The sequence below is a fragment of the Rhizobium sp. 007 genome (assembly GCF_015353075.1).
Classification (GTDB): domain Bacteria; phylum Pseudomonadota; class Alphaproteobacteria; order Rhizobiales; family Rhizobiaceae; genus Rhizobium.
This window is the reverse complement of record NZ_CP064187.1, coordinates 963,043-989,984: the sequence shown is the minus strand read 5'-3', so window position 1 is coordinate 989,984 and position 26,942 is coordinate 963,043. Positions and strand designations below refer to the sequence as shown.

Genomic DNA, 26,942 nt, shown 5'->3' with positions numbered 1-26,942 from the left:
CGCCGTGGCTACCCCGTTTTCGCGCCCGCTTGCGCTGACGCAAGGCGATCCGGCCGGCATCGGCCCGGACATAACCTTGATGGCCTGGCTGAGGCGGCATGAGCTCGGCCTGCCGCCCTTCTTTCTGATCGGCGATCCTGACGTGCTGGCGGTAAGAGCACGCCAGCTCGATCTTTCCGTCGCGATAGCCGAAGCGAACGCCGCAACGGCCGCGGATGTCTTTGCCGATGCTCTCCCCGTCCTGCCTGTTCCTGCGGGCGTCGAGGTGGCTGCCGGCGAGCCGCATGTCGCGACTGCAACGGGTACGATCGCCGCGATCGAAACGGCCGTATCGCTGGTCGTCAAGGGCGAGGCAGAGGGCGTCGTCACCAATCCCATCGCCAAAGCTGTTCTTTACGAGGCCGGCTTCAAGTTTCCCGGCCACACCGAATTCCTTGCTGATCTCGCGAGCCGCGCGACCGGCAATCCGGTCAGGCCGGTGATGATGCTTGCCGGACCGAAGTTGCGGGCGATACCGGTTACCATTCACATCCCAATCAAGGACGTGCCGCAGGCTTTGAGCGGTGAATTGATCGCAGAGACCTGCCGTATCGCGCATTCCGATCTCAGGCACCGCTTCGGCATCGAAAGGCCGCGCCTTGCCGTCGCCGGTCTCAATCCGCATGCCGGCGAAAACGGAACGATGGGGTGCGAGGACGAAGACATCATTCATCCCGCCATACAGCTTCTGCGCTCCGAGGGCATCGACGCGATCGGCCCCCTGCCCGCCGATACCATGTTCCACGACGAGGCTCGCGCCCGGTATGATGTCGCGGTCTGCATGTATCACGATCAGGCCCTGATCCCGGTCAAGGCGCTCGGCTTCGACGATTCCGTCAATGTGACGCTCGGCCTGCCTTTCGTGCGGACATCGCCGGATCATGGCACAGCTTTTGGCATTGCCGGCAAGGGCATCGCGCGCGAAAAGAGCCTGATTGCCGCCCTCAAGCTTGCAGCCCATCTCAGTCGTCCCGCGGAACACCGCTGATGGCTGCGCTCGATGGTCTGCCGCCGCTTCGCGACGTGATCCAGCGTCACGGCCTTGATGCGCGCAAGGCGCTCGGGCAAAACTTCCTTCTCGACCTCAACCTGACGCAGAAAGTCGCCCGCACGGCAGGATCGCTGGAAGGCTGCACCGTCTTCGAAGTGGGACCTGGACCCGGCGGGCTGACGCGCGCCATCCTGGCGCTGGGTGCGAAGAAGGTGATTGCCGTCGAGCGTGATCCGCGCTGCCTGCCAGCACTGGCGGAAATATCCGCTCATTATCCTGGCAGGCTCGAGGTCATGGGCGGCGATGCGCTGAAGACCGATTTCGAGGCGCTGGCGCCTGGGGGACCCGTCAAGATCATCGCCAATCTTCCGTACAATGTCGGCACGCAACTGCTGGTAAATTGGCTGCTGCCAAAAGAGTGGCCGCCATTTTGGGAATCCTTGACGCTGATGTTCCAGAAAGAAGTCGGCGAGCGCATCGTCGCCGAACAGGATGACGACCACTATGGCCGCCTCGGCGTACTCTGCGGCTGGCGCGCCGAAGCCCGCATGGCTTTCGACGTATCGCCGCAAGCCTTCACGCCGCCTCCGAAGGTGACGTCGACGGTGGTGCATCTGACGCCGAAGGCAAACCCCATCCCCTGCGCCGTCGCCAATCTTGAAAGAGTAACACATGCGGCCTTCGGTCAGCGGCGCAAGATGCTTCGCCAGAGCCTCAAGCCGCTCGGCGGCGAGAATCTGCTCAACAAGGTGGGTATAGACTCGCAGCGCCGCGCCGAAACGCTATCCGTCGAGGAATTCTGCCTGCTCGCGAATTCGCTTTAAAGGACCGGCGTCTCTTCCAGCAGTTTGGTGACGAAATCGTAGATGCCGTGCCGCCGGTCGCGGCGCAGGCGCTCGGCCTTCACGATCGACTGCACGGCGTCGAAGGCAGTATCGAGATCGTCGTTGACGATGACATAGTCATATTCCCGCCAATGGGCGATTTCGGCGCGCGAATTGGCAAGCCGCTGGGCGATGACCTCTTCCGAATCTTCCGCACGGCGGTGAAGCCGTGATTGCAACTCGGTCATCGTCGGCGGCAGCACGAAGATGGATACGACATCTGCCGACATCTTCTCCTGCAGCTGCTGGGCGCCCTGCCAATCGATGTCGAAAAGCATGTCGCGGCCTTCGGCCATCGCTGCTTCCACCGGTTCGCGCGGCGTGCCGTAGAAATTGCCGTGCACTTCAGCCCATTCCAACAGCGCATCGGAATCGCGCAGTCGCTCGAATTCGCGGATGCTCTTGAAGTGGTAGTGAATGCCCTCGACCTCACTCGGGCGCCGCTGGCGGGTCGTCACGCTGACTGAGAGGCCGATCTGGCTATCCTGCGCAAGCAGCGTCCGCGCAATCGTCGACTTTCCCGCGCCCGAGGGCGACGAGATGACGAGCATCAGACCGCGGCGAGCGATCGGAACGGGCGAGGCTTTCGCCGGTTTCATGTCCTACTCCAGATTCTGGACCTGTTCGCGGAACTGGTCGATGACGACTTTCAGTTCGATGCCGGCGGCAGTGACCGCCGAGGCATTCGACTTCGAACAGATGGTATTCGATTCGCGGTTAAATTCCTGTGCAAGGAAATCGAGCTTGCGGCCGACCGGGCCGCCGCGGCCCAACAGATCCCGTGCGGCCGCGACATGCGCCTTCAGCCGGTCGATTTCTTCGCGCAAATCGGCCTTCGTCGCAAGCAGAGCGGCCTCCGCATGCAGCCTGTCGCGGTCGAGCGCGCCCGCTCCGTCCATCAGCAAGGCAACCTGCGCCTTGATGCGCGCGCAAATCTCCTGCGGCGTGCGCGACGGGTCGCGTTCGATCGCGTGCGTCAAGTCCTCGATCGTCGAAACATGATTGAGCAGCACGCGAGACAGTGCAGCCCCCTCCTGTTCCCGCATGAGCTTGAGGTCATCAAGTGCAGCCAGCAGGCCCCTGGTGACGTCCGCATCGCGGGCGGCGATTTCTTCTTCGCTGTCCTCCGTCTCGCGAAATTCGACGAGTCCGCGGATCGAAAGCAGCGTTTCGAGGGTCAGAGGCGCCGGATCGATGACGCCTGCAAGCTGGTCACGCATTGCAAGCACATTGGCCAGAGCGTCCTGATTGAGAACCGTTTCGAAGCGGTTTTCGGCTGCCGAAACCGAAAGGTTGGCCTGCATGTTGCCGCGGCTGAACTGTTCACCCGTAATGCGGCGAACGTCTGTTTCCATGCGCTCGAGGCCCGGCGGCAGGCGAAGGCGTAGGTCGAGCCCCTTGCCGTTGACCGACCGCAGTTCCCAAGCCCAGCGCCAGCGGCCGCTCGTTCCCTCGCGCCGCGCAAAACCGGTCATGGACTGCAAAGCCATCCGAGCCTCCGAAATCAGTTCGTCTTCTTTTTCTTCTGCTGAGCCGCCGGCTCGGCCTGGGCCTCCGGCTGGCCGTCAACCACGATATTCGGATCGGCGCCCTTGTCAGCTTCGAGCTTGCGCCAGCGCTTGACGTTGGCATTGTGCTCTTCGAGCGTCGCCGCAAAAACGTGGCCGCCGGTGCCGTCGGCAACGAAATAGAGGTCCGCCGTCTTCCAGGGATTGGCCGCCGCTTCCAGGGCATCACGGCCGGGATTTGCGATTGGCGTCGGCGGCAGGCCCTTGATCACGTAAGTGTTGTAAGGCGTTTCCTTCTTCAGGTCCGACAGGTAGATCGGCCGGTCGGCAGGCTTGCCGTCACCACCGAAGAGGCCGTAGATGATCGTCGGATCGGACTGAAGCCGCATGCCTTTGGCGAGCCGGTTGAGGAAAACGGATGCGACATGCGCGCGCTCGTCGGGAATGCCAGTCTCCTTCTCGACGATCGAAGCAAGTACCACGAACTCTTCCTTGGATTTCAGCGAGACCGAAGGATCGCGTTTCTCCCAGATCTGGTCGACGAGCTTTTTCTGCTCTGCAGCCATCTGGTCGATGATCTCGGAGCGTTTCGTGCCGCGGGAGAACTTGTAGGTATCGGGACGCAGGCTGCCTTCGGGCGGCAGCGCCGTCGGCAGCTCGCCTTCGAGGACGGTATCCCCGCTCATGCGGTTGAACATCTGGCGCACCGTCAGGCCCTCCGGGAAGGAGATCGAATAGAGGATCGATTTACCGGACTTCAGCAGTTCCATGATGTCGTTCATGGAAGCCTTCGCCTTGATCTCGTATTCGCCGGCCTTCAGGCTCTCGCCCTCGTTCAGGTACGTCGCCGTGAGATAGCGGAAGATGCGGGCGTCGGAGACGATGTTGTTGCGCTCGAGATTGGTGGCGATTTCCGAAAGGCCCGCGCCGCTGCGCACGATGAAATTGGTGTTCGTCTCCAGCGGACCGGGGTCCTGGTAACTGGAGATCGCGTAGTAGAAGGCGAAGATGCCGGCGGCGCAGGCAAGCACGACCATCGTCATCAGGAAGTTCAGGAAGATGACGACCTGGCTGCGCGCCTTCTTCGAGCGCTTCGGCGGCTCCGGAACGCGTTCCGGGCGCAGCGCTTCATTGGGCGACTTCGGAATGATCGGCCCGTTCTGCGCCGGATGGCCGTTGTGGCCCGCCGCGTCGTTGCTCTGATTCGTATCGCTCACCGGCAATCCTCTAAACTTGGCCCTGTCCGCTGTTTTAAGAAGCAATACGGCAAAAAACAGGTAGGCCACCCTCCCGAAAGGTACTGGCCCGTCCTCCCGTCCTGTCAAAAACCGCCTTCAGGCAGTATAGCGGCGCAGCACCAGCGATGCATTCGTACCGCCGAATCCGAAGGAATTCGAGAGTGCAACATTGATTTCTCGCTGACGAGCCTTGTGCGGGACAAGATCGATCGCCGTTTCGCGCTCGGGATTATCGAGATTGAGCGTCGGCGGAGCGACATTGTCGCGGATCGCAAGCGTCGCGAAAATCGCCTCGATGGCACCGGCTGCGCCCAGCAGATGGCCGGTCGCCGACTTGGTCGAAGACATCGAAATCTTCGATGCCGCATTGCCGACCAGACGCTCGACGGCGCCAAGCTCGATCGTATCGGCCATGGTCGACGTGCCATGCGCGTTGATATAATCGACATCTGCAGCCGTCAGACCGGCGCGCTTCAGCGCCATGGCCATGCAGCGCTGCGCGCCGTCACCGTCTTCCGCCGGCGCGGTGATGTGGTAGGCGTCGCCCGAGAGGCCGTAGCCGACGATTTCGGCGTAGATCTTCGCGCCACGCGCCTTGGCGTGTTCCAGCTCTTCGAGAACGATGATACCGGCGCCTTCGCCCATGACGAAGCCGTCGCGGTCGCGATCGTAGGGACGCGATGCTTTCTCAGGATCGTCGTTGTGCTGCGTGGAAAGCGCCTTGCAGGCAGCAAAGCCCGCAAGCGAGATGCGGCTGACCGGCGATTCCGTACCGCCCGCGACCATGACATCGGCATCGCCGAGCGCGATCATACGGGCAGCATCGCCGATGGCGTGCGCGCCAGTCGAGCAGGCGGTGACGACCGAGTGGTTCGGCCCCCTAAGCTTGTGGCGGATCGAGACCTGGCCGGATACGAGGTTGATCAGGCGGCCGGGAATGAAGAAGGGCGAGATGCGGCGCGGGCCCTTATCGCGGAGCGTATAGCCCGCCTCGACGATACCCTCGATGCCGCCGATGCCGGAGCCGATCAGCACGCCGGTCGCGATCTGGTCCTCGTCGTTCTCAGGATGCCAGCCGGCGTCATTCAGCGCCATGTCGGCAGCGGCCATGCCGTAGATGATGAAGGGATCGACCTTGCGCTGTTCCTTCGGCTCCATCCAGTCATCCTGGTTGAATGTGCCCTCTGTGCCATCACCAACCGGAATGCGGCAGGCAATCTTGGCAGGGAGATCATCCACCTCGAATTCGGTGACAAGGCGGGCGCCGCTGCGGCCGGCGAGCAACCGCGACCACGTCACTTCAGTTCCGCATCCCAAGGGTGATACCATACCGGTACCGGTGATGACGACCCGTCTCATCGACAGCTTCCCCGCCTGTTCTTTCGCTAAAGCAATGCACAAACAAAAAGGGCGGACTCATGGCCCGCCCTTTGAAAATCACACAGGATTAAGCCTGGGCCTTTTCAATGAACTTTACTGCGTCGCCGACCGTGAGGATCGAGTCTGCTGCGTCGTCCGGAATTTCTACGCCGAATTCTTCTTCGAAGGCCATGACCAATTCGACCGTGTCGAGCGAGTCAGCGCCCAGATCGTCGATAAAGCTGGCGCTCTCGACAACCTTCTCGGCATCGACGCCAAGATGATCAATAACAATTTTCTTTACGCGTTCTGCGATATCGCTCATGTCGGTTTCCTCGACCTTATATCCTGATGAGAATGCCTTCCGACATCCCTACCCTGGTTCAGCCTTCGGCGCCCTCTCGGCACTTTCAGCAAACTCGTTAGCCCGGCTCTCTAAGATGTTCCCCGCTGGCAAAACGCCCGCTGGTCCGCCTTGTTTCCCGGAACGACTGTGACAGTCATGGCCCGCTTAACACGGTTTATGTCTGCCGCAAAGCCTGAAAATCAACCCTGTTCCATTGCTCAACACGCTATTCCGCCGAAAAACGCAAACAGGGCCAGTTTCTGTTTCAGATCATGGCCATGCCGCCATTTACGTGCAGCGTCTGACCCGTCATATAGGCGGCTTCGGAGGAGGCGAGATAGGCAACGGCGGACGCCACTTCGCCACCCGTGCCCATGCGCTTCATCGGGATTGCGCCCATGATCGCTTCCTTCTGCTTGTCGTTCAGCTTGCCGGTCATGGCGGATTCGATGAAGCCCGGCGCGACGCAATTGACGGTCACGTTGCGGGTCGCGATCTCCTGGGCGAGCGACTTGGTGAAGCCGATCATGCCGGCCTTGGAGGCGCAGTAGTTCGCCTGACCCGGGTTGCCGGTGACACCGACCACCGAGGTGATGTTGATGATGCGGCCGTAGCGACGGCGCATCATCGGATGCGTCAGCTCGCGCGTCAGGCGGAACATCGCTGTCAGGTTGACCTCGATGACGTTATCCCAGTCCTCGTCGCTCATCCGGACGAAGAGGCCGTCCTTGGTGATGCCTGCGTTGTTCACCAGAATATCGACGCCCTCGAGCTCGGCTTCGGCCTTGACGCCGAGTGCCTTGACCTCGTCACGGTCGGAGAGGTTCGCCGGGAATATCTTGACGCGGTCGCCAAGCTCGTTTGCCAGCGCTTCGAGCTTTTCGACGCGCGTGCCGTGAAGGCCGACGACGGCGCCCTGTTTGTGGAGAATGCGGGCGATTTCCTCGCCGATGCCGCCGGATGCACCGGTTACGAGCGCCTTGCGGCCGGAAAGATCGAGCATGGATGCGTTCCTTATATCTGGTGAAACCAATCAGGCCATGAGGGCGGCGACGGCCGCGTCGATATCGGCGGGCGTATTGACGGCAATGCCGTTCACCGTCTTGTCGATGCGGCGCGCAAGGCCGGTCAGCACCTTGCCGGAGCCGAGTTCATAAAGCGTCGTGACATTGTTTGCGGCAAACCATTCCACCGTTTCGCGCCAGCGGACCTGGCCGGTGACCTGCTCGACGAGGAGCCTGGCAATCTCATCGGCGTCTGTCACTGGCGCGGCGCGAACGTTGGCGATCAGTGGCACGACCGGGTTGGCCTTTGAGACGCCCGCGAGCGCTTCGCGCATCGCCTCGGCAGCCGGCGCCATCAGTGAGGAGTGGAAGGGAGCGGAAACCGGTAGAAGGATCGCACGCTTGGCGCCCTTCTCGGTTGCCAGTGCCGCGCCCTTTTCGACCGCGGCCTTTTCGCCGGAGATGACGATCTGGCCGCCGCCGTTATCGTTGGCGATCTGGCAGGCACCAGCGACCGAAGCAGCTTCGCAAACGGCCACGACATCGGCATGTTCGAGCCCGATGATCGCCGCCATGGCACCAACGCCGACAGGAACGGCAGCCTGCATGGCGTTGCCACGAATACGCAGTAGACGCGCGGTTTCGGCGAGTGAGAAGGTGCCGGCGGCACAGAGTGCGGAATATTCGCCGAGCGAATGACCGGCAACATAGGACACCTTCGACTTGGGGTCGAGACCCTTCGCCTGAAGGACACGGACCACCGCAAGCGATACCGCCATCAGCGCCGGCTGGGCATTGGCCGTCAGCGTCAGCGTATCGTCCGGCCCTTCGAACATGATTGTTGAAAGCTTTTCGCCGAGCGCATCGTCAACCTCTTCGAAGACGGAACGGGCCTCGGAAAAATTTTCCGCGAGTTCCTTGCCCATGCCCACGGCCTGGCTTCCCTGGCCGGGAAATGTGAAAGCGACGGTCATCTAATGTCCCTTATTATGTCAATTTGGACTATTTCGCCTCCAATTGACGTTCTTGCGGGCAGAGTCAATAGCGCTGCCAGGGTCTCCAGAGCCGTTGCAGGCGCGAAAAGCCGCGATTTTTTCCTTGCGCTTGCGCAATTCGTGCCTAAATTTGCGCCGCCCTCCCCGGCTACCTCCGCTCATCCGTTTTCAAGGTTCCAATGAAGTTTAATAGATTAGGCCGCACCGATATTTCCGTTTCGCAAATCTGCCTCGGCACCATGACGTGGGGCACGCAGAACACCGAAACCGAAGCGCACGAGCAGATGGATTACGCCGTCGAGAAAGGCGTCAACTTCTTCGATACCGCCGAGCTTTACCCGACAACTCCCCTTTCAGCGGAAACACAGGGGCGCACCGAGGATTATATCGGCAGCTGGTTCGCAACGACCGGCAAGCGCAACGACATCGTGCTGGCGACAAAGGTCGCGGGGCCTGGACGCTCCTATATCCGGGGCGGCGAAGGTGCCGACGCCAAGAATATCAAGCTTGCCGTCGAAGCGAGCCTCAAGCGGCTACAGACCGATTACATCGATCTCTACCAAATCCATTGGCCGAGCCGTGGGCATTTCCACTTCCGGCAGAACTGGCATTACGACCCCTTCAAGCAGGATCGGGCAAAGGCGGTCGCCAACATCACCGATATCCTCGAGACGATGGATATGCTCGTGAAGGAAGGCAAGGTGCGCGCCGTCGGCCTGTCCAATGAAACTGCATGGGGCACGCAGAAATACCTGACGCTCTCCGAGCACAAGGGCCTTCCACGTGTCGCCAGCATCCAGAACGAATACAGCCTGCTCTACCGCCACTTCGACCTGGACATGGCGGAACTGTCGCATCACGAGGATGTCGGCCTGCTCGCCTATTCACCGCTTGCGGCTGGCCTGCTCACCGGAAAATATCTCGATGGCGTCAGGCCAGAAGGATCGCGCGCTACGATCAACGGCGATCTCGGCGGCCGGTTGCAGCCGCTGCAGGAAGCGCCCACCAGGGCCTGTGTCGAGATTGCAGCGAGGCACGGGCTTGATCCGGCAGCCATGGCGCTTGCCTTCTGCCTCACCCGCCGCTTCATGACCTCCGTCATCATCGGCGCAACGACGATGGAGCAGCTGAAGGTCGATCTGAGCGCCGTCGAGGTGAAACTCTCGAGCGACGTCCTCTCCGAGATCGAAAAGGTCCACCGGCAGTATCCGATGCCGCTGTGACGAGCGCTACGGACTTCGGATAAACCAAGCCCGGAACATCTGTTTCCAGCGCTGCGGAGAATTAAAGGTCTATACCCTTGTGAGGACTGCGCCCTTCCTTGATGACCGCTTTCAGGTCGGTGTCTGTCGCATGCCTTTCGGCCAAGCGCTTATAGAAAGCCGGGCCGGGTTCCCGGCTCGCCTGTCGGATCTCATCGAATTCGAGAGCGCTCACGACTATATCGGCGATAGAACGGTTTTCACGGTGCGCAAGCCTGTGGACAAGATTATGGGCTTGGCGCGGCGAGCGAAAAGCCGAGGTTCGGCCGCGGATAACTCCTTTCTGGCATATGCAGAATTTGCCCTCAAGATGACTGTAAACGGCAAGATGGCCCTGCTTAATTGTATCCGAACGCTTGCCTTTCGCCGAAAAATCCGTATAAGCGCCCCTGTTCGCAAACCCGGTCTTCTGGCTGGTGGCTGAACGGAGGGCCGGTTTCTTTGGAAATCGTTCGGAACGGAAGCGTTCCAGCCTCCCGTGTCTCCGCTCTCGACCGTCTCGGAAACGCTTTTCTTGCCTGGGTTCAGCCCAATCAGGAGCAGTCGTTGAGGCTTAGCCGCCGAATATCGGGTTGAACCAACGCAAGAAAGGCAAAGCTGTCATGGCTCTTTATGAACATGTATTCCTTGCCCGGCAGGATATTTCCGCTCAGCAGGTCGATGCCCTCGTAGAACAGTACAAGGGCGTGATCGAAGCTAACGGCGGCAAAGTCGGGCGCATCGAAAACTGGGGTCTTAAGTCCCTCACCTACCGCATCAAGAAGAACCGCAAGGCTCACTACGCCCTGATGGACATCGATGCACCGCCAGCTGCCGTCCAAGAAATGGAACGCCAGATGCGCATCAGCGAAGATGTTCTGCGTTACATGACGCTCGCTGTCGAAAAGCACGAAGAAGGCCCGTCTGCCATGATGCAGAAGCGCGACCGCGACGACCGTGGCCCGCGTGACGGCGCCCGTGGCCCGCGCGAAGGCGGTTTCGACCGTGGCCCGCGCCCGCCGCGCGAAGGTGGCTTCGGCGACCGTGAAGACCGTCCGCGCCGTCCGCGCGAAGACCGCGTATAAGGAGATTTGAGATATGTCTGAAGCTTCCTCCGCTCCGGTCCGCCGCCCGTTCCATCGCCGCCGCAAGACCTGCCCGTTCTCGGGTGCGAATGCTCCGCGGATCGACTACAAGGACGTCCGTCTTCTGCAGCGTTACATTTCCGAGCGCGGCAAGATCGTTCCGTCCCGCATCACGGCTGTTTCGCAGAAGAAGCAGCGCGAACTCGCCCAGGCGATCAAGCGCGCCCGCTTCCTCGGCCTGCTGCCGTACGTCGTGGCCTAATTTGCTATCGCGGCCCTCTGGTCCCAAACCAGAGGGTCGCATCCCTTCCGCGGTGGGCGCGGATCGGAACCCTGAAAACCCATGTTGAGGCGGGTTTTTCTGAATTTGATTCAGGAGACATCCTCTAACTGCTTGATGAAGCAGGACAGCGACGTGACCAAAATGAACTTCAAGAGGCTGCTGACCGGCGCGCTCGCCGGATTGACCGCCGCGCTCCTGGCGCTCGGCGCGAGCGTCCAGTTGTCGTTCAGCGCCCTGCTCTACGCCGCTTCCGCCCTGCCCATCCTTCTCGTGGGTCTTGGCTGGGGCAATGCCGCGGCAATCTCTGCCGTCGTCACCGCTGCCGCCTTCGGCGCTGTCGCCGCCTCTCCGGCTTTCGCGCTGATGATGACGCTGGTGACGCTGATTCCCGCCGGCTGGATCAGCCACCTGGCAAACCTTGCCCGCCCCGCCGCCGAGCTCGGCGGCCCGGAACACCTGACGGCCTGGTATCCGCTCTCCGACATCCTGCTGCATCTCTGCGGCCTGGTGACGCTCGCCGTCATCGTGACCGGCTACATGATCGGCTATGGCCCGGAACTTATCGGCCAGATGGTCGATGCACTTTTCGGTTCCTTTGCGCAACAACAGCCGGATTTCACATTCAATGACACGGCCACTGCGCAGACCAAGTCGCTGCTGCTCCTGATGCTGCCCGCCATTCAGGGCGCGATGTGGGTGCTGATGCTGTTTGCGGCCTACTATATCGCGGCACGCATCGTGAATGCGTCCGGCCGCGCGCTCCGCCCGCGCGAGGACATTCCGTCCGCGCTGCGCATGAACCGCAACGCGATCTTCGTCTTCCTCGCTGGTCTTGCCGCCACCTTCTTCGGCGGCGTTCCGGCGATGATCGGAGCAACTGTCGTCGGCACCTTTGGCGCCGGCTTCCTGCTTTCCGGCTTCGCCGCGCTGCATTTCCGCACGCGCGGCAAGGACTGGCGCCTGCCGGCGCTCGTCCTCTGCTACCTGGCATCGCTCGTTCTGATGCTGCCAGCTTTTTTCATTCTTGTCGTCGGTCTGTCCGATACGCGCAAGGCGATTGCCCTGACCCCGAACAAGAATGCCGATGCCCCTCAATCCACAGATAAGAAAACCTAGAGACACGAAAGGAAAACGAAGATGGAAGTCATTCTTCTCGAACGCATCTCCAAGCTCGGCCAGATGGGCGAAACCGTCAAGGTTCGTGACGGCTTTGCACGCAACTACCTCCTGCCGCTCGGCAAGGCACTGCGCGCCAACGCCGCCAACAAGGCCCGTTTCGAATCCGAACGCGCAACGCTCGAAGCCCGCAACCTCGAGCGCAAGTCGGAAGCCCAGAAGGTCGCCGACGTCCTTAACGGCAAGTCCTTCATCGTCGTTCGCTCTGCCGGCGAAACCGGCCAGCTCTACGGCTCGGTTGCTGCCCGCGACGTCGTTGAAATACTGGCCGCCGAAGGCTTCAACATCGGCCGCAACCAGGTTCACCTGAACACGCCGATCAAGGCGATCGGTATCCACAAGGTCGAACTGCAGCTTCACGCCGAAGTCGAAATCCACGTCAATCTCAACGTTGCCCGCTCCGCCGACGAAGCCGAGCGCCAGGCAAAGGGCGAGACGCTCACCTCCGTCGACGCGATCTACGGCGTTGATGAAGACGCCCTTCGTGCGGAAGACTTCTTCGATCCGGATGCCGACGGCAACGCCGAAGACGAAGCATAAGCTTCGCACGCTTACTTCACAAAGCAGAAGCCCGGCTCCAGGCCGGGCTTCTTGCGTTTGTCAGTTGGCCGCGGTTCTCATTGCCCCCGAACTGCCAGCAGGTTTGCCTGCATGGCGCGGATGACGCTCAGCGTCGTCCTCAAGTCACTTTCGGAAATGCCGGCGACGACCCGGGCGCGCACGTCTGCGGCAAGATCCTCGACCTCGCCGGCGACGACCCTTCCCGCATCCGTCATGTAGATCTCCTTGGCGCGGCGATCGGAACCAGCGACACGGCGTTCCAGGAAGCCTTGCGCCTCCATTGCGTCCAGGATCCGGACCAGCGTCGGCGTTTCGAGTTCCAGCCGTTCGGCCAGTTCTCGCTGATTGATGCCGTCCTTCTTGTTGAGCGTAAAAAAGACTCGCGCGCGCGGCAGTGTCATGTTTCTCTCACGCACCAGGGAATCGAACGTCGCTCTCAATTTTCGGGTAAACGCAGCGATGTCCTCAATGAGTTGCCGCCTGAGAAGCATATTCCCCATAGATTCCCCATTATTTAGTTAGCGCACTAATTATATTTCCTCTGTCTAATTGAGTTCAGACGTCTTTTCAAGTGCCACGCTCAAGGCATTCAGGCTAAAATTTTATCGGTTGGAATGAGTCGCGGTCTTCATGCCGTGTCCTCAAGGTGACATCGGCAATATTTTCTCCGTGGCGGCCATCAGCGCTGTGGAGAAGTCGAACAATGTGCAAAGCGTTACAGATTTCACGACAGGCCCAAGGCTGTTGCTGAGCTGCACTTGCATTTGCCTTGGCGAGCCTTCAAATCCGGGAACGGAAAAGACAGAACGGATCAAGATGAACGACGCCGCGCGAAAGATTGCCGCCGTTGCTCCAGCAGAGCAGCACTACCGCGAAGCACCCAACAACATCGAAGCCGAGCAGGCGCTTCTGGGTGCCATCCTAATGAACAACGACGCCTATTACCGGGTGTCCGACTTCCTGAAGCCGATCCATCTCTATGAACCGCTCCACCGCAAGATTTTCGAGGTCGCGGGCGACATCATCCGTATGGGCAAGATCGCCAATCCAGTGACGATCAAGACCTTCCTGAAGGCCGACGAGAAAGTCGGCGACATGACGGTCTCCGAATATCTCGCGCGCCTTGCCCGCGAAGCCGTGACAATCATCAACGCCGAGGACTACGGGCGCGCGATCTACGATCTGGCGCTGCGCCGGGCGCTGATCACCATCGGCGAGGACATGGTCAACATCGCCTACGACGCGCCGCTCGACATGCCGCCGCAGACGCAGATCGAAGATACCGAACGCCGCCTCTTCGAGCTTGCCGAAAACGGCCGCTACGACGGCGGCTTCCAGGCCTTCAACGACGCCGTGGCGCTGGCGATCGACATGGCGGCAGTCGCCAAGGAGCGCGACGGCGGCCTCTCGGGCATTTCGACCGGCATCCATTCGCTCGATTCGAAGATGGGCGGACTGCAGCGCTCCGACTTGATAATCCTTGCCGGACGTCCGGGCATGGGCAAGACCTCGCTTGCAACCAATATCGCCTACAATATCGCCGCCGCCTATGAGGGCGAAGTCCAATCCGACGGCAGCATGAAGGCGAAGAACGGTGGCGTCGTCGGCTTCTACTCGCTCGAAATGTCGTCGGAACAGCTCGCCACCCGCATCATCTCCGAGCAGACGGAAGTCTCCTCCTCGAAAATCCGCCGCGGCGACATTAACGACGCGGACTTCGAAAAACTCGTCGCCTGCTCGATGATGATGCAGAAGGTGCCGCTCTACATCGACCAGACCGGCGGCATCTCCATCGCCCAGCTTGCCGCCCGCGCACGGCGGCTCAAGCGCCAGCGCGGCCTCGACGTGCTGGTCGTCGACTACGTGCAGCTGATGACCGGCTCGGGTAAGTCGAACGAGAACCGCGTCCAGGAAATCACCCAGATCACCACCGGCCTGAAAGCCCTCGGCAAGGAACTGAACGTTCCGATCATCGCGCTCTCACAGCTTTCGCGTCAGGTCGAAAGCCGCGACGACAAGCGCCCGCAGCTCTCCGACCTGCGTGAATCGGGCTCGATCGAGCAGGATGCCGACGTCGTGCTCTTCGTTTTCCGCGAGGAATATTACGTCAAGAACATGGAACCCCGCGATCCGGCCGATCCGAAATATGCGGAATGGGAAGCGCTGTTCGACAAGGTGAAGGGCACGGCGGACGTCATCATCGCCAAGCAGCGTCACGGACCGACCGGCACAGTAAAGCTTGCCTTCCAGGCGGAATTCACGCGCTTTGCCGACCTCGCCGACCCGTCCTTCATTCAGTACGAGGAACACTGAGTAGTTCCGATTTCTTGCTGCAGTGCGGGGCGGACTTCCTATTGACCAAATTGACCTTTAAACTGGCCGGAGACTCATCTCCGGCCATTTTTTTATGTGGATTCATGACTGAAATTTCCGCCGCCTCCGAAGAAGACAGGTTTGCTTCCGCCGGCGTGCGACTGACTGTCGACCTGACTGCGCTGACGGAAAACTGGCGGGACATGGCACGGCGCTCCAAAAGGGCGCGCGCATCCGCGGTCGTGAAGGCCGACGCCTATGGCATGGGCATCGAGGACGCTGGGGAAGCGCTCTACATCGCGGGTGCCCGCGACTTCTTCGTCGCAACGGTCGATGAAGGCGTGACGCTGCGCCTCTACGCGCCTGATGCGCGCATCTTCGTGCTCGCCGGCATCTGGCTAGGCACTGAACGACGTTTCTTTGAAAACGACCTCGTGCCGGTCATCTCCTCCGAGGAGCAGCTCGCCTTTTGGATGGCGGTGCTTTCGGAGTATGGCGATTACCCTTGCGCGCTGCATGTCGACACCGGCTTCAACCGGCTCGGCCTTCATATCGACGAAGCGCTTGCGCTGGCTGATGACGTCTCCCGCCCGGCCAGCTTCGCCCCGGTTCTGGTCATGAGCCATCTCGCCTGCGGCGACGATCCTTCATCGCAGATGAACAAGCAGCAGCTCGAATCATTCCGCAAGGTTAGCGCCGCATATGAAGGTATCGAATCAAGCCTCGCAGCATCCGGCGGCATCTTTCTTGGCGAGGATTATCATTTCGACCTGACGCGCCCCGGCATTGCCATCTACGGCGGCGAAGCGGTGAGCGGCATGGCGAACCCCATGCGGCCGGTTGCGACCGCGGAGGCCCGCGTGATCCAGGTCCGCACCGTGCGCGCTGGCGAATCCGTGAGTTATGGCCGGGCGCTGAAGCTTGACCGCGATAGCCGCCTCGCCATCGTTTCCGCCGGTTATGCCGACGGCTACATGCGCAGCCAGTCGAGCGGCGGCGTCCCGCTTCGCCAAGTCGTGCCGCAGGGCGGCCAAGGCTTCTTTGAGGGCTACACCGTGCCGGTCGCCGGGCGCATCACCATGGACCTTTCCATCTTCGATGTGACCGACCTACCGGAAAACCTCATCCGTGCCGGCGATTACATCGAGCTCTTCGGCAAGAACATCCCCGTTGACGATGCGGCACGGGCGGCAGGCACGATCAGCTACGAGATGCTGGCAAGCGTCGGGTTGCGGTATGAGCGAAAATACGCCAGCGAAGAATGAGGTCCGGCTCAGCGGCTTGTCAGGGCCAGCCGCACGCCGAGGGCAACGAACAGCGCGCCAAGCCCGCGATCGAGCCAGAGGCCGACCCTCCTGTTGCGTTTGATCAGATCGGCAAGCCGCCCTCCGGCTAGGATCAGCGGCGGCTCTATGAAGGCGGCCACGACGATAATCAGCCCACCGTGCACGGAAAGCTGTAGCCAGGCAGGCCCAGCGCCTTCGACGACGAACTGCGGCAGGAAGGCGAGAAAGAAGATCGCAACCTTCGGGTTAAGCAGCGAAACGAGCAAACCCTGCCGGTAGATCCGTCCTGAGCCCAGCCTTTCGCCTGTCGCCTTGACGAAGCCGCCCTCGCCGCTCGACCGCAGGGCCTGGATGCCGAGCCAGACGAGATAGATCGCACCAATCCACTTCGCTGCCGAGAAGGCAACGGCAGAGGCGGCAAGGACCGCCGAAAGGCCGAAGGCTGCGAGAAGCGCGTGCAGGCATGCGCCGGTCCAGATGCCGAAGACAGCCGAAAAGCCGGCACGCGTGCCGCTCTTGATCGTATGGCCGAGGATAAAAGCCATATCCGGACCCGGCGACAGGTTCAGAAGCACGGCGGCGGTGAAGAAGGCGATCCAGTGGGCGAGCGAATAATCGAGCATGGGCGATCCGTCGGATGACCCCGCCAGGCTGCCACTTGGGCGCCTGATGGGAAAATCATTAGTTTTGATCGCTCCCGCAGGCCATTATCTAGGGCAAATCTGATTCGGGCGCGCCGGCGCTCATGGACGAAAGCATCATTGATGGCCAAGGCCAGGACACAATTCATCTGCCAGAGCTGCGGCACGATCCACAACCGCTGGGCGGGCAAATGCGAAAACTGCGGCGAGTGGAACACCATCGTCGAAGAAGATCCGATGGGCGGGATTGGCGGCGGACCGGCAAGGACGCCGAAGAAGGGCCGCCCGGTGACGCTGACGGCGCTTTCCGGCGAGATCGAAGAAGCGCCGCGCATCCATACCGGCATCTCGGAACTCGACCGGGCGCTCGGCGGCGGTTTCGTGCGCGGCTCGGCGGTGCTCGTCGGCGGCGATCCCGGCATTGGCAAGTCGACGCTGCTGATGCAGGCGGCGGCAGCGCTTTCGCGCCGCGGCCACAAGATCATCTACGTCTCGGGAGAAGAGGCCGTGGCGCAGGTGCGGCTGCGCGCCCAGCGCCTGCGCGCGGCCGATACCGACGTCATGCTTGCCGCGGAGACCAATGTCGAGGATATCCTCGCGACGCTCGCCGACGGCAAGCGGCCGGACCTCGTCATCATCGACTCCATCCAGACTCTCTGGAGCGAACTGGCCGAATCGGCGCCCGGAACGGTCACGCAGGTGCGCACCGGCGTGCAGTCGATGATCCGCTTCGCCAAGCAGACGGGAGCGGCCATGGTTCTCGTCGGCCACGTCACCAAGGACGGCCAGATCGCCGGTCCGCGGGTGGTGGAACACATGGTCGACGCCGTGCTCTACTTCGAAGGTGACCGCGGCCATCACTACCGCATCCTGCGCACGGTCAAGAACCGCTTCGGGCCGACCGACGAGATCGGCGTCTTCGAAATGTCCGACGGCGGCCTGCGTGAGGTCGGCAATCCATCTGAACTTTTCCTCGGCGAGCGCAATGAAAAGTCGCCGGGAGCGGCGGTCTTCGCCGGCATGGAAGGAACGCGCCCAATCCTCGTCGAAGTGCAGGCGCTGGTGGCGCCGACATCGCTCGGAACGCCGCGCCGCGCCGTGGTCGGCTGGGATTCCGCCAGACTTTCGATGATCCTTGCGGTGCTCGAGGCCCATTGCGGCGTTCGGCTCGGCCAGCATGACGTCTATTTGAATGTCGCCGGCGGCTATCGTATCAGCGAGCCGGCCGCTGATCTCGCCGTCGCATCCGCATTGGTTTCCTCGCTTGCCGGTATTGCTCTGCCGGCCGATTGCGTCTATTTCGGCGAAGTCAGCCTGTCGGGGGCCGTCCGTCCGGTTGCGCATACCCCTCAGCGCCTCAAAGAAGCCGAGAAGCTGGGATTTTCTGCAGCGCTGCTTCCGTCAGCATCCGTCGATTTGCCGAAGGGTTCGGGCGGACGCTGGAGCGAGATCGACAGCCTGCCGGATCTGGTCGTGCGCATTGCCGGATCCAAAGGTGCGCTACGACGTGTGGAAGACGAGGTTTGATCCTTTCATTGCCATAAACGGTGATGATATAGGATGCACACGAATGAGGCCCGACCGAACCGCATCACCGACGCGGCGGTCCTGGAGTTGAATTTATATGCCCATCACGATTTTCGACGGTATTGTCATCGGCGTCGTCCTATTCTCCGCCGTTCTGGCGATGGTCCGCGGCTTTTCACGCGAGGTGCTGTCGATCGCAAGCTGGGGCGGCTCGGCCGCCGCTGCCTACTACCTCTATCCGTACCTCGTGCCTTACGCGAAGAGGTACACCGATGATGACCGCATCGCGATCGTCGGCTCCGCCGCCGTCGTGTTCCTGATTGCGCTGATCGTCATCTCGTTCATCACCATGAAGATTGCCGATTTCATCATCGACAGCCGGATCGGCGCGCTTGACCGCACTTTGGGCTTCCTCTTCGGCGCGGCACGCGGCATACTGCTTCTCGTCGTGGCAGTGGCCTTCTGGAACTGGCTCGTCGATGCCGATCACCGGCCCTCTTGGGTGAACAACGCCAAGTCCAAGCCGTTCCTTGACTCGATGGTCGTAAAGCTGCAATCGGTCCTGCCTGAGGAATTCGCACAGATGGTGAAAGCCAGCGTGCTCGAGAAGGTTCAGCCGCCGGCCGAAGGCACGCAAGGTAGCAATGCACCGGCCGGCGAACAGGCCCCGGCGGATGATACAGCGCCTGCAGGTGGCGCAGCCCCGTCGGGCGGCGCGCAGCCGCAGTCGAATTGACACAGTGTTCAACAGCTTGACCTGCCGCGTGGCAATTGCCATTTGAGCGGGACGTGACATAAGGGTCCGGCCGGGCATTTGCTCTGCCGGGCCCCCGCCGTTTAAAATGCCTGAATCCGGCATCATGCTATGGAAAGCCGATCCATTCTTGTGAGAGCAAAGGCCCGCATCAATGAACCAGTCCCATTCCTCCACGCTCAACGATGAACTCGATGGAGATACACTCCACGAGGAATGCGGCGTCTTCGGCATTCTCGGCCATCCCGATGCAGCAACGCTGACGGCTCTCGGGCTTCACGCCCTCCAGCACCGTGGACAGGAAGCGGCCGGTATCGTCACCTTCGACGGCCGCCAGTTCCATACCGAAAAGCGCATGGGGCTCGTCGGCGACCACTACACCGATCCTGCAACGCTCGCGAAGCTGCCAGGCTTCATCTCCATCGGCCACACGCGCTATTCGACGACGGGCGAAGTGGCGCTCCGCAACGTCCAGCCGCTCTTTGCCGAACTGGAAGTCGGTGGCATCGCTGTCGCCCATAACGGCAACTTCACCAACGGCCTGACGCTTCGCCGTCAACTGATTGCCGACGGCGCCATCTGTCAGTCGACCTCGGATACCGAAGTCGTCCTCCACCTGATCGCCCGCTCCAAACAGGTCTCCTCCTCCGACCGCTTCATCGATGCGATCCGCCAGATGGAAGGCGGTTATTCGATGCTGGCCATGACCCGCACGAAGCTGATCGCCGCGCGCGACCCGATCGGCATCCGTCCGCTCGTCATGGGCGAGCTCGACGGCAAGCCGATCTTCTGTTCGGAGACCTGTGCGCTCGACATCATCGGCGCCAAATACATCCGCGACGTCGAGAACGGCGAAGTCGTCATCTGCGAAATCCAGCCGGACGGCTCGATCACCATCGACGCCCGCAAGCCCGAAGCGCCGAAGCCGGAGCGTCTCTGCCTCTTCGAATTTGTTTACTTCGCTCGCCCTGACTCCGTCGTCGGCGGCCGCAGCATCTATGTCGCCCGCAAGAACATGGGCATCAATCTCGCCAAGGAAGCCCCGGTCGATGCCGATGTCGTCGTGCCGGTTCCGGACGGCGGTACGCCGGCAGCGCTCGGTTACGCTCAGCAGAGCGGCATTCCTTTCGAATACGGCATCATCCGCAACCACTATGTCGGCCGTACCTTCATCGAGCCGACGCAGCAGATCCGCGCCTTCGGCGTCAAACTGAAGCATTCGGCCAACCGGGCGATGATCCAAGGCAAGCGCGTCGTCCTCGTCGACGATTCGATCGTGCGCGGCACCACCTCGCTGAAGATCGTCCAGATGATCCGCGACGCAGGCGCGAAGGAAGTCCATATCCGCGTCGCAAGCCCGATGATCTATTTCCCGGACTTCTACGGCATCGATACGCCGGACGCCGACAAGCTGCTTGCCAACCAGTACAACAGCCTGAAGGCGATGTGCGATTACATCGGCGCGGACTCGCTCGAATTCCTCTCGATCGACGGGCTTTATCGTGCGGTCGGCGGGGAAGATCGCAACAACGAGAATCCGCAGTTCACCGACCACTATTTCACCGGCGACTACCCGACGCGCCTGCTCGACAAGGAAAGCACGAGCAACGTGCGCAAGCTCGCCGTGATGGCCAGCAACGGCTAAGGGACTTCATAAACCTGAATGAACGCCGGCGCCTCCTCTTCCCCTCATTAGGTGGGATGCGTTTGCGCGCAACCGACACGGACCACACGATCATGACCATCGACCTCAAAAACCGCATCGCACTCGTCACCGGTGCATCGCGGGGCATCGGCTATTTCACGGCGCTGGAACTGGCAAAGGCCGGAGCCCACGTGATCGCCTGCGCCCGCACGGTCGGCGGCCTCGAGGAGCTTGACGACGCGATCAAGGCTGCGGGCGGCAGCGCCACACTCGTGCCTTTCGATCTTGCGGATATGAACGCCATCGACGCGCTCGGCGCCTCGATTTTCGAGCGCTGGGGCAAGCTCGACATCCTCGTTGCCAATGCCGGTGTGCTCGGCGTCATCTCGCCGATTGGCCATATCGAGGCAAAGACCTTCGACAAAGTGATGAACATCAACGTCACGGCCACCTGGCGGCTGATCCGCTCCGTCGATCCGCTGCTGGCGCGCTCGCACGCCGGCCGCGCCGTGATCATTTCTTCGGCTGCCGCTCACAAATGCCGGCCTTTCTGGGGGCCTTACTCCGCGTCGAAAGCCGCGGTCGAAGCGCTCGCCCGCACCTGGGCCGGCGAAAGCCGGTCGACGGCTCTTCGCATCACCAGCGTCGATCCCGGCGCCACCCGCACCGCCATGCGCGCCCAGGCCGTGCCCGGCGAAGATCCCGCGACGCTGCCGCATCCTTCCGAAGTCGCCAAGGCGATCCTGCCGCTCGTCGGCCCGGATGTAACCGAGACAGGCAAGCTCTTCATCGTCCGCGAGAACAGGCTTGTAGATTACCGGCTGCCGGAATAAGGGCTACCGGCCGGCTTTTTCAGCAAACAGCGCCGCAAGGCCCGTTTCCGTAGGGCAGAGCGCGTTGAGGTCAACCGGCCCGTCGATGCCATCGACTTTGCCGTTGTCGGCAAACTGCCATATCGACCAGCGGCCGCATTTTTCCTGCTCTGGTTCTTTGAATACGCTGCGCAGCCAGAGATAATGATCCGGGAAGCTGGATTCGTTGCCTTTCAGATATTGGTCGAAGAATTCCTGCGTGACGTAGAATATCGGCTTTTCCGGATATGTGCTCTTGATCTCGGCCAGGAAGGCATTGACCTCGGCGGTCAGCTGCTCGACCGTCGGAACTTTGTCGCAGTTGCCGACAAATTCGAGATCAATCGCAATGGGCAGCGTGCCCTGCTCTTTGGGAACTGTCGCCAATACGTTCTGCGCCTGCTCACGGCCCGGACGGCAAAAGGTGAAGAAGTGATATGCCCCGCGCACGATGCCGGCCTCTTTTGCGGCCTGCCAGTTCCGGGCAAATCGCCTGTCCTTATGATCCCCGCCCTCTGTCGCCTTCATGATGGCGAAGCGGACATTCAGTTGAGCGGCGAGCTTCTTCCAGTCGATGTCGCCCTGATGGTGGCTAACGTCGATGCCCTGGATCGGATAGTCCTTGATGGATGGATGATTGAAGCGGACCATGCCGAAATCGTAAGCCAAATAGGAAGCGGATGCGACCGCTAGAATCGCCGCGCTGATGACGGCTCGTTGAACTGCTTTCTTCACTGATGCTCTCTCGCTCCACCGCTTCCGCCTTTGGCCAGGAAAGGCTTGCGCCGGAAAGATGGCGAATTGTTCGCCATGCCAGCCCTGCACTTGCGTTCGCGACGCTCGTCTCTTACGCACCACTTGACCAAACATCGTTCCCGCGCCATAAAACCCGCCATGAAAACGGTTACCTGCATTATCTGCCGGAAGATTATTCGCTAGCGCGCTCGCTGGCCTGGCCGTTTTCGTCTCCCAAATACCCAAAGATGAGAAACGCCCCGGCCCGCCGGCGGCGGTATTTTTCGGATCATTGCATTTTGGGAGAATAGACATGGCCGGCCAGCCGGAACTGAAGAAGCCGGAAATCAAGCTATACAATACGCTGACGCGCGAGGAGACGGTCTTCAAGCCCATCGATCCGCTCAACGTCCGCATGTACGTCTGCGGGCCGACGGTTTATGACTACGCCCATATCGGCAATGCGCGGCCCGCCATCATTTTCGACGTGCTGTTCCGGCTGCTCAGGCACGTCTATGGCGCCGAGCACGTCACCTATGCGCGCAATATCACCGACGTCGACGACAAGATCAACCTGCGGGCTCTGCGCGACCACCCCGGCTTGCCGCTGAACGAGGCGATCCGCCTGGTCACCGAAAAAACCGAGACGCAGTATCTCGAAGATGCCACGGCTCTCGGCTGCCTTGATCCGACCATCCAGCCGCGCGCGACCGAAAACATCGCGCAGATGATCGAGATCATCGAAAAGCTGATTGCCAAGGGCCACGCCTATCAGGCGGAGGGCGAAGTGCTGTTCGACACGAAATCCATGGCGGATTACGGCGCCCTTTCGAAGCGCAATCTCGACGAGCAACAGGCCGGCGCGCGCGTCGCCGTCGACGCGCACAAGAAGAACCCCGGCGACTTCGTTCTCTGGAAGCTTTCGAGCCATAACGAACCGGGCTGGGAAAGCCCCTGGGGCCGCGGCCGTCCGGGCTGGCATATCGAATGCTCGGCGATGAGCCAGCGCTATCTCGGCGAGGTCTTCGATATTCACGGCGGCGGGTTGGACCTGATCTTCCCGCACCACGAAAACGAGATCGCCCAATCCCGTTGCGCCCACGGCACGGATGTGATGTCGAATGTCTGGATGCACAACGGCTTCCTGCAGGTCGAGGGCCGCAAGATGTCGAAATCCGAGGGCAACTTCGTCACCATCTACGAGCTGCTGCACACCGAAAAATTCGGCGGCCGGAAGTGGCCGGGCGAAGTTTTGCGGCTTGCGATGCTGATGACGCATTACCGCGAGCCGATCGATTTTTCGATCAAGCGGCTAGAAGAGGCCGAACGCCTGCTGGCGAAGTGGCCAGCGGCGGATGCCGGCGACGCGTCGCCGGACGAGGCAGTACTGAACGCGCTTGCCGATGACCTGAACACCGTCGCCGCCGTTCAGGCGCTTCATGCCCTGGCGCAGTCCGGCAACGCCGCCGCCTTCGCGGCGAGCGCTGCCCTTCTCGGCGTAGAGCCGAAGGAAACGGAAGTGGATGAGGCGGTCGCCGCCGAGATCGACAGGCGGGTGCGCGCCCGCCTTGAACTCTTGAAGGCAAAAAACTTCAATGAGGCCGACAAGATCCGCGAGACGCTGCTTGCCGAGGGCATCCAGCTCAAGGACGGCAAAGATGCGGTCACCGGCGAGCGCGTGACGACCTGGGAGGTGAAGCGGTGAGGTCAGTGCTATCGAAAAATGCCTCTCCCCAACCCCTCCCCACAAATGGGAGGGGCTACTGCGTCACGCCGCTTCGGAGCAACACTCCTGTCGAGCATGCAGCATCCGCCGAGATTGGCGCTGACAATGCCCGCGGCGGCGCGAACCAGACCTCCGCCTTGTGGGGAGGGTTGGAAGGGGTCTTTTTACCCATGCCAAACGGGAGGAAGAGTCGATGACTGTCTACACCGGCGGCTGCCAGTGCGGTGCGATCCGATTCCGGGTGGAAGGCGAGCTTTCGCATTCGTCGATCTGCCATTGCCGCATGTGCCAGAAGGCGTTCGGCGGCTATTATGCGCCGCTTGTTTCCGTGCGCGGGGCTGATTTCGAGTGGACGCGCGGCGAGCGGAAGACATTCCGTTCCTCCAATTTCGCCGAGCGCGGCTTCTGCGGCGATTGCGGCACACCGCTGACCTATGAGGCGCCGGATGGGATGGCGATTGCAGCGGGCGCGTTCGATGATCCGGCTCTTCTGCCGCCGACGATCCAGTATGGCATCGAAGGCAAGCTGCCGTTCACGGACAAACTGCATGAGCTTCCCGGCACACGGACGGAGGACGACGTCGAGACGGCCGCATTCACCAGTGAGATCGTCTCCTATCAGCATCCAGATCACGACACGACAGAGTGGCCAGAGGAGCGCAAATGACGGCGGGAACAAGCCATAGCGGCGGATGCCAATGCGGCGCGGTGCGCTATCGCGCGGCGGGCGAACTCGGCTATCCGCATATCTGCCATTGCCGCATGTGCCAGAAGGCGGCGGGCAACTATTTCCTGCCGCTCGGAGCGGTCATGCGAACGGATTTTGCGTTGACGCGCGGAAAACCGAAGTGGTTTCGCTCTTCCGATCTCGTTCGCCGCGGCTTCTGCGGCGATTGCGGCACGCCACTCTTCTACGACATACCTCGTGCCGAGTCCGTCAACATTACACTCGGCTCGCTGGACGATCCCGATGCGGTCAGGCCGGTGATGCAATCGAATACCGGTCGCAAGATGAGCTGGTTTCACGCGCTGGACACCCTGCCGGTAGAGCCCGCCGCCGGGAGCTCGGAGCGCGAAGACGCGATCGCAGCCAGCAATCATCAGCATCCCGATCACGATACGAACCACTGGCCATCCGGAGCCCAGACATGAGCGAACCTATCAGAACAGGCGGCTGCCAATGCGGCGCCATACGCTTTCGTATCAGCGGCAAGCTGGGGCGTCCGTCTATCTGCCATTGCCGCATGTGCCAGAAGCAGTTCGGCGGCTTCTTTTCGGCGCTCATTACCGCGCCGGAAGAGGGCGTGGAGTGGACGCGCGGCGAGCCGAGCTATTTCCAATCCTCGATCAATATCGACCGCGGTTTCTGCAGCAGTTGCGGCACGCCGATGACCTACCGGCATCCCGGCGGGCTGGAGCTTGCGATCGGCACCTTCGACGACCGCAGCGATCTCGCGCCGCAGATCCAGGTGAATTACGACTCGCGTCTGCCCTGGGTCGAAACGATCTTCGACACACCGGTTCACCGGGATCCCGATTACTATGCCCGGCAGGAGCAGATCATCTCCTTCCAGCATCCCGACCACGATACCGACATATGGCCCGCGAAAGGCTTGAAGATATGACCGAAGTGCTGCGTACCCTCTATCCTGAAATCGAACCCTATGCTTCGGGCAATCTCGATGTCGGCGACGGCCATGTGATCTACTGGGAACGCTGCGGAACGCCGGGCGCCAAACCCGCCGTATTCCTGCACGGCGGTCCTGGCGGCGGCATTTCGCCCGTGCATCGCCGCCTCTTCGACCCGGCGCTCTACGACGTGACGCTGTTCGACCAGCGCGGCTGCGGTAAATCCACGCCGCATGCGGATCTGAACGCCAACACGACGTGGCATCTCGTTGCCGACATCGAGCGTCTGCGCGATATGGCTGGGGCCGAGAAATGGCAGATCTTCGGCGGCTCCTGGGGCTCGACGCTGGCGCTCGCCTATGCCGAAAAGCATCCCGATCGGGTCTCCGAACTCATCGTGCGCGGCATTTATACGCTCACGAAAGCGGAACTCGACTGGTACTATCAGTTCGGCGTTTCGGAAATGTTCCCGGACAAGTGGGAACGCTTCATTGCTCCCATTCCGCCGGAAGAGCGTCACGAGATGATGCAGGCCTATCACCGCCGCCTGACGAGCGACGACAAGGCAATCGCGCTCAAAGCCGCGCATGCCTGGAGCATCTGGGAAGGCGAGACGATCACGCTACTGCCCGAGCCGTCGACTAGCGGCAAGTTCGAGGAGGCCGAGTTCGCCTATGCCTTCGCCCGCATCGAGAACCATTTCTTCGTCAATGCCGGCTGGCTGGAGGAAGGCCAACTGATCCGCGAGGCGCACAAGCTCAAGGATATTGCGGGCGTCATCGTGCACGGTCGCTACGACATGCCCTGCCCCGCCCGCTTCGCCTGGGCGCTGCACAAGGCCTGGCCGAAGGCGGAATTCCACCTGATCGAAGGTGCAGGCCATGCATTTTCCGAACCCGGCATCCTGGATCAGCTGATCCGGGCAACGGACAAGTTTGCGGGGAAATAAGGCAAATGATGCGCGTCGTGGATACCCCCCTCTGCCCTGCCGGGCATCTCCCTCACAAGAGGGGAGATCGGCTGTCCGCACCCACTCGTGCAACCATCGATGCAGCGGGAGAGAGCCGCCGCATATTCCCAATCTCCCCCCTTGCGGGGGAGATGTCGGCTCTGCCGGCAGAGGGG

28 protein-coding genes and 1 pseudogene are annotated in these 26,942 nt (G+C 61.4%); 18 read left to right on the top strand and 11 right to left on the bottom strand.

What is annotated here, in order from left to right:
* Positions 1–4 precede the first annotated feature (4 nt).
* Positions 5–1,027: a 4-hydroxythreonine-4-phosphate dehydrogenase PdxA gene (pdxA, locus tag ISN39_RS04840; RefSeq protein WP_194729346.1), complete on the top strand. Its 1,023-nt coding sequence runs from the start codon at positions 5–7 to the stop codon at positions 1,025–1,027.
* Entirely contained in the window at positions 1,027–1,854 is an 828-nt protein-coding gene (gene rsmA, locus ISN39_RS04835) for a 16S rRNA (adenine(1518)-N(6)/adenine(1519)-N(6))-dimethyltransferase RsmA (RefSeq protein ID WP_194729345.1), read from the top strand. The genes pdxA and rsmA overlap by 1 nt, the downstream gene beginning before the upstream one ends.
* On the opposite strand, the gene gmk is transcribed toward rsmA, so the two are convergent.
* From gmk to fabD, 7 genes are all read right to left on the bottom strand, one after another.
* Positions 1,851–2,513: a guanylate kinase gene (gene gmk, locus ISN39_RS04830; RefSeq protein ID WP_022714695.1), complete on the bottom strand. Its 663-nt coding sequence runs from the start codon at positions 2,511–2,513 to the stop codon at positions 1,851–1,853. The two genes, rsmA and gmk, sit on opposite strands and share 4 nt — an antisense overlap.
* Positions 2,514–2,516: 3 nt before the next feature.
* Positions 2,517–3,404, bottom strand: a complete 888-nt coding sequence (locus ISN39_RS04825) for a YicC/YloC family endoribonuclease (protein ID WP_194729344.1) — start codon at positions 3,402–3,404, stop codon at positions 2,517–2,519.
* A 14-nt stretch (positions 3,405–3,418) separates the two neighbouring features.
* Positions 3,419–4,639: an endolytic transglycosylase MltG gene (gene mltG, locus ISN39_RS04820; protein WP_194729343.1), complete on the bottom strand. Its 1,221-nt coding sequence runs from the start codon at positions 4,637–4,639 to the stop codon at positions 3,419–3,421.
* Between the two features lie 117 nt (positions 4,640–4,756).
* Positions 4,757–6,019, bottom strand: coding sequence for a beta-ketoacyl-ACP synthase II (fabF, locus tag ISN39_RS04815; RefSeq protein ID WP_039844456.1), 1,263 nt, complete (start codon positions 6,017–6,019; stop codon positions 4,757–4,759).
* Between the two features lie 88 nt (positions 6,020–6,107).
* Complete coding sequence (locus ISN39_RS04810; RefSeq protein WP_022714691.1) at positions 6,108–6,344, bottom strand: acyl carrier protein; 237 nt, start codon at positions 6,342–6,344, stop codon at positions 6,108–6,110.
* A gap of 286 nt (positions 6,345–6,630) precedes the next feature.
* Positions 6,631–7,368 (bottom strand): 3-oxoacyl-[acyl-carrier-protein] reductase, encoded by a 738-nt coding sequence (fabG, locus tag ISN39_RS04805; protein ID WP_039844455.1) that lies wholly within the window; start codon positions 7,366–7,368, stop codon positions 6,631–6,633.
* A gap of 30 nt (positions 7,369–7,398) precedes the next feature.
* A complete protein-coding gene (fabD, locus tag ISN39_RS04800) occupies positions 7,399–8,343 on the bottom strand; it encodes an ACP S-malonyltransferase (RefSeq protein ID WP_194729342.1) in 945 nt (314 codons plus the stop codon).
* Positions 8,344–8,543: 200 nt separating this feature from the next.
* On the opposite strand from fabD, the gene ISN39_RS04795 reads away from it, so the two are divergent.
* Positions 8,544–9,587 carry an aldo/keto reductase gene (locus tag ISN39_RS04795; protein WP_194729341.1) on the top strand — a complete coding sequence of 348 codons (1,044 nt, stop codon included), beginning with the start codon at positions 8,544–8,546 and terminating at the stop codon, positions 9,585–9,587.
* Between the two features lie 61 nt (positions 9,588–9,648).
* Here ISN39_RS04795 and ISN39_RS37835 read toward each other — a convergent pair.
* Positions 9,649–9,935: pseudogene (locus ISN39_RS37835) on the bottom strand (plasmid stabilization protein).
* 293 nt (positions 9,936–10,228) lie between these two features.
* Here ISN39_RS37835 and rpsF point away from each other — a divergent pair.
* The 4 genes from rpsF (at position 10,229) to rplI (ending at position 12,689) form a co-directional block, all read left to right on the top strand.
* On the top strand, positions 10,229–10,690 hold the full coding sequence (rpsF, locus tag ISN39_RS04790) for a 30S ribosomal protein S6 (RefSeq protein ID WP_039844451.1): 462 nt from the start codon (positions 10,229–10,231) through the stop codon (positions 10,688–10,690).
* A 13-nt stretch (positions 10,691–10,703) separates the two neighbouring features.
* A complete protein-coding gene (gene rpsR / locus ISN39_RS04785) occupies positions 10,704–10,952 on the top strand; it encodes a 30S ribosomal protein S18 (RefSeq protein WP_004680498.1) in 249 nt (82 codons plus the stop codon).
* A 153-nt stretch (positions 10,953–11,105) separates the two neighbouring features.
* Positions 11,106–12,089, top strand: coding sequence for a DUF2232 domain-containing protein (locus ISN39_RS04780; RefSeq protein WP_194729340.1), 984 nt, complete (start codon positions 11,106–11,108; stop codon positions 12,087–12,089).
* 21 nt (positions 12,090–12,110) lie between these two features.
* Entirely contained in the window at positions 12,111–12,689 is a 579-nt protein-coding gene (gene rplI / locus ISN39_RS04775; protein ID WP_039844450.1) for a 50S ribosomal protein L9, read from the top strand.
* 77 nt (positions 12,690–12,766) lie between these two features.
* Here rplI and ISN39_RS04770 read toward each other — a convergent pair whose 3' ends face one another.
* Positions 12,767–13,210, bottom strand: coding sequence for a MarR family transcriptional regulator (locus ISN39_RS04770; RefSeq protein ID WP_194729339.1), 444 nt, complete (start codon positions 13,208–13,210; stop codon positions 12,767–12,769).
* A 316-nt stretch (positions 13,211–13,526) separates the two neighbouring features.
* Here ISN39_RS04770 and ISN39_RS04765 point away from each other — a divergent pair, with 316 nt between their 5' ends.
* Both ISN39_RS04765 and alr read left to right on the top strand, forming a co-directional pair.
* Positions 13,527–15,023 carry a replicative DNA helicase gene (locus tag ISN39_RS04765; RefSeq protein WP_074060728.1) on the top strand — a complete coding sequence of 499 codons (1,497 nt, stop codon included), beginning with the start codon at positions 13,527–13,529 and terminating at the stop codon, positions 15,021–15,023.
* 104 nt (positions 15,024–15,127) lie between these two features.
* The gene (alr, locus tag ISN39_RS04760) at positions 15,128–16,288 is read left to right on the top strand and encodes an alanine racemase (protein WP_194729338.1); all 1,161 of its coding nucleotides are present in this window, start codon (positions 15,128–15,130) and stop codon (positions 16,286–16,288) included.
* An 8-nt stretch (positions 16,289–16,296) separates the two neighbouring features.
* Here the strand turns inward: alr and ISN39_RS04755 are convergent, their stop codons facing one another.
* Positions 16,297–16,932, bottom strand: a complete 636-nt coding sequence (locus ISN39_RS04755; RefSeq protein ID WP_074067219.1) for a LysE family translocator — start codon at positions 16,930–16,932, stop codon at positions 16,297–16,299.
* Positions 16,933–17,073: 141 nt separating this feature from the next.
* Between ISN39_RS04755 and radA the strand changes: the two genes are divergently transcribed.
* From radA to ISN39_RS04735, 4 genes are all read left to right on the top strand, one after another.
* Positions 17,074–18,477: a DNA repair protein RadA gene (gene radA / locus ISN39_RS04750; protein ID WP_194729337.1), complete on the top strand. Its 1,404-nt coding sequence runs from the start codon at positions 17,074–17,076 to the stop codon at positions 18,475–18,477.
* A 97-nt stretch (positions 18,478–18,574) separates the two neighbouring features.
* Entirely contained in the window at positions 18,575–19,213 is a 639-nt protein-coding gene (locus ISN39_RS04745) for a CvpA family protein (protein WP_039844445.1), read from the top strand.
* 172 nt (positions 19,214–19,385) lie between these two features.
* Positions 19,386–20,876 (top strand): amidophosphoribosyltransferase, encoded by a 1,491-nt coding sequence (purF, locus tag ISN39_RS04740; protein WP_074067213.1) that lies wholly within the window; start codon positions 19,386–19,388, stop codon positions 20,874–20,876.
* Positions 20,877–20,968: 92 nt separating this feature from the next.
* Positions 20,969–21,709, top strand: a complete 741-nt coding sequence (locus tag ISN39_RS04735) for an SDR family NAD(P)-dependent oxidoreductase (RefSeq protein WP_074070214.1) — start codon at positions 20,969–20,971, stop codon at positions 21,707–21,709.
* 3 nt (positions 21,710–21,712) lie between these two features.
* On the opposite strand, the gene ISN39_RS04730 is transcribed toward ISN39_RS04735, so the two are convergent.
* Positions 21,713–22,462 (bottom strand): GH25 family lysozyme, encoded by a 750-nt coding sequence (locus ISN39_RS04730; protein ID WP_194730105.1) that lies wholly within the window; start codon positions 22,460–22,462, stop codon positions 21,713–21,715.
* 313 nt (positions 22,463–22,775) lie between these two features.
* Between ISN39_RS04730 and cysS the strand changes: the two genes are divergently transcribed.
* The 5 genes from cysS (at position 22,776) to pip (ending at position 26,766) form a co-directional block, all read left to right on the top strand.
* Positions 22,776–24,167 carry a cysteine--tRNA ligase gene (gene cysS / locus ISN39_RS04725; RefSeq protein ID WP_194729336.1) on the top strand — a complete coding sequence of 464 codons (1,392 nt, stop codon included), beginning with the start codon at positions 22,776–22,778 and terminating at the stop codon, positions 24,165–24,167.
* 214 nt (positions 24,168–24,381) lie between these two features.
* Positions 24,382–24,855, top strand: a complete 474-nt coding sequence (locus tag ISN39_RS04720; protein WP_194729335.1) for a GFA family protein — start codon at positions 24,382–24,384, stop codon at positions 24,853–24,855.
* Positions 24,852–25,340, top strand: a complete 489-nt coding sequence (locus tag ISN39_RS04715) for a GFA family protein (RefSeq protein WP_074067201.1) — start codon at positions 24,852–24,854, stop codon at positions 25,338–25,340. Before ISN39_RS04720 ends, ISN39_RS04715 begins: the two co-directional genes overlap by 4 nt.
* Positions 25,337–25,813: a GFA family protein gene (locus tag ISN39_RS04710; protein ID WP_074067199.1), complete on the top strand. Its 477-nt coding sequence runs from the start codon at positions 25,337–25,339 to the stop codon at positions 25,811–25,813. The genes ISN39_RS04715 and ISN39_RS04710 overlap by 4 nt, the downstream gene beginning before the upstream one ends.
* A complete protein-coding gene (gene pip / locus ISN39_RS04705; RefSeq protein ID WP_194729334.1) occupies positions 25,810–26,766 on the top strand; it encodes a prolyl aminopeptidase in 957 nt (318 codons plus the stop codon). The genes ISN39_RS04710 and pip overlap by 4 nt, the downstream gene beginning before the upstream one ends.
* The last annotated feature ends 176 nt before the right edge of the window (positions 26,767–26,942 follow it).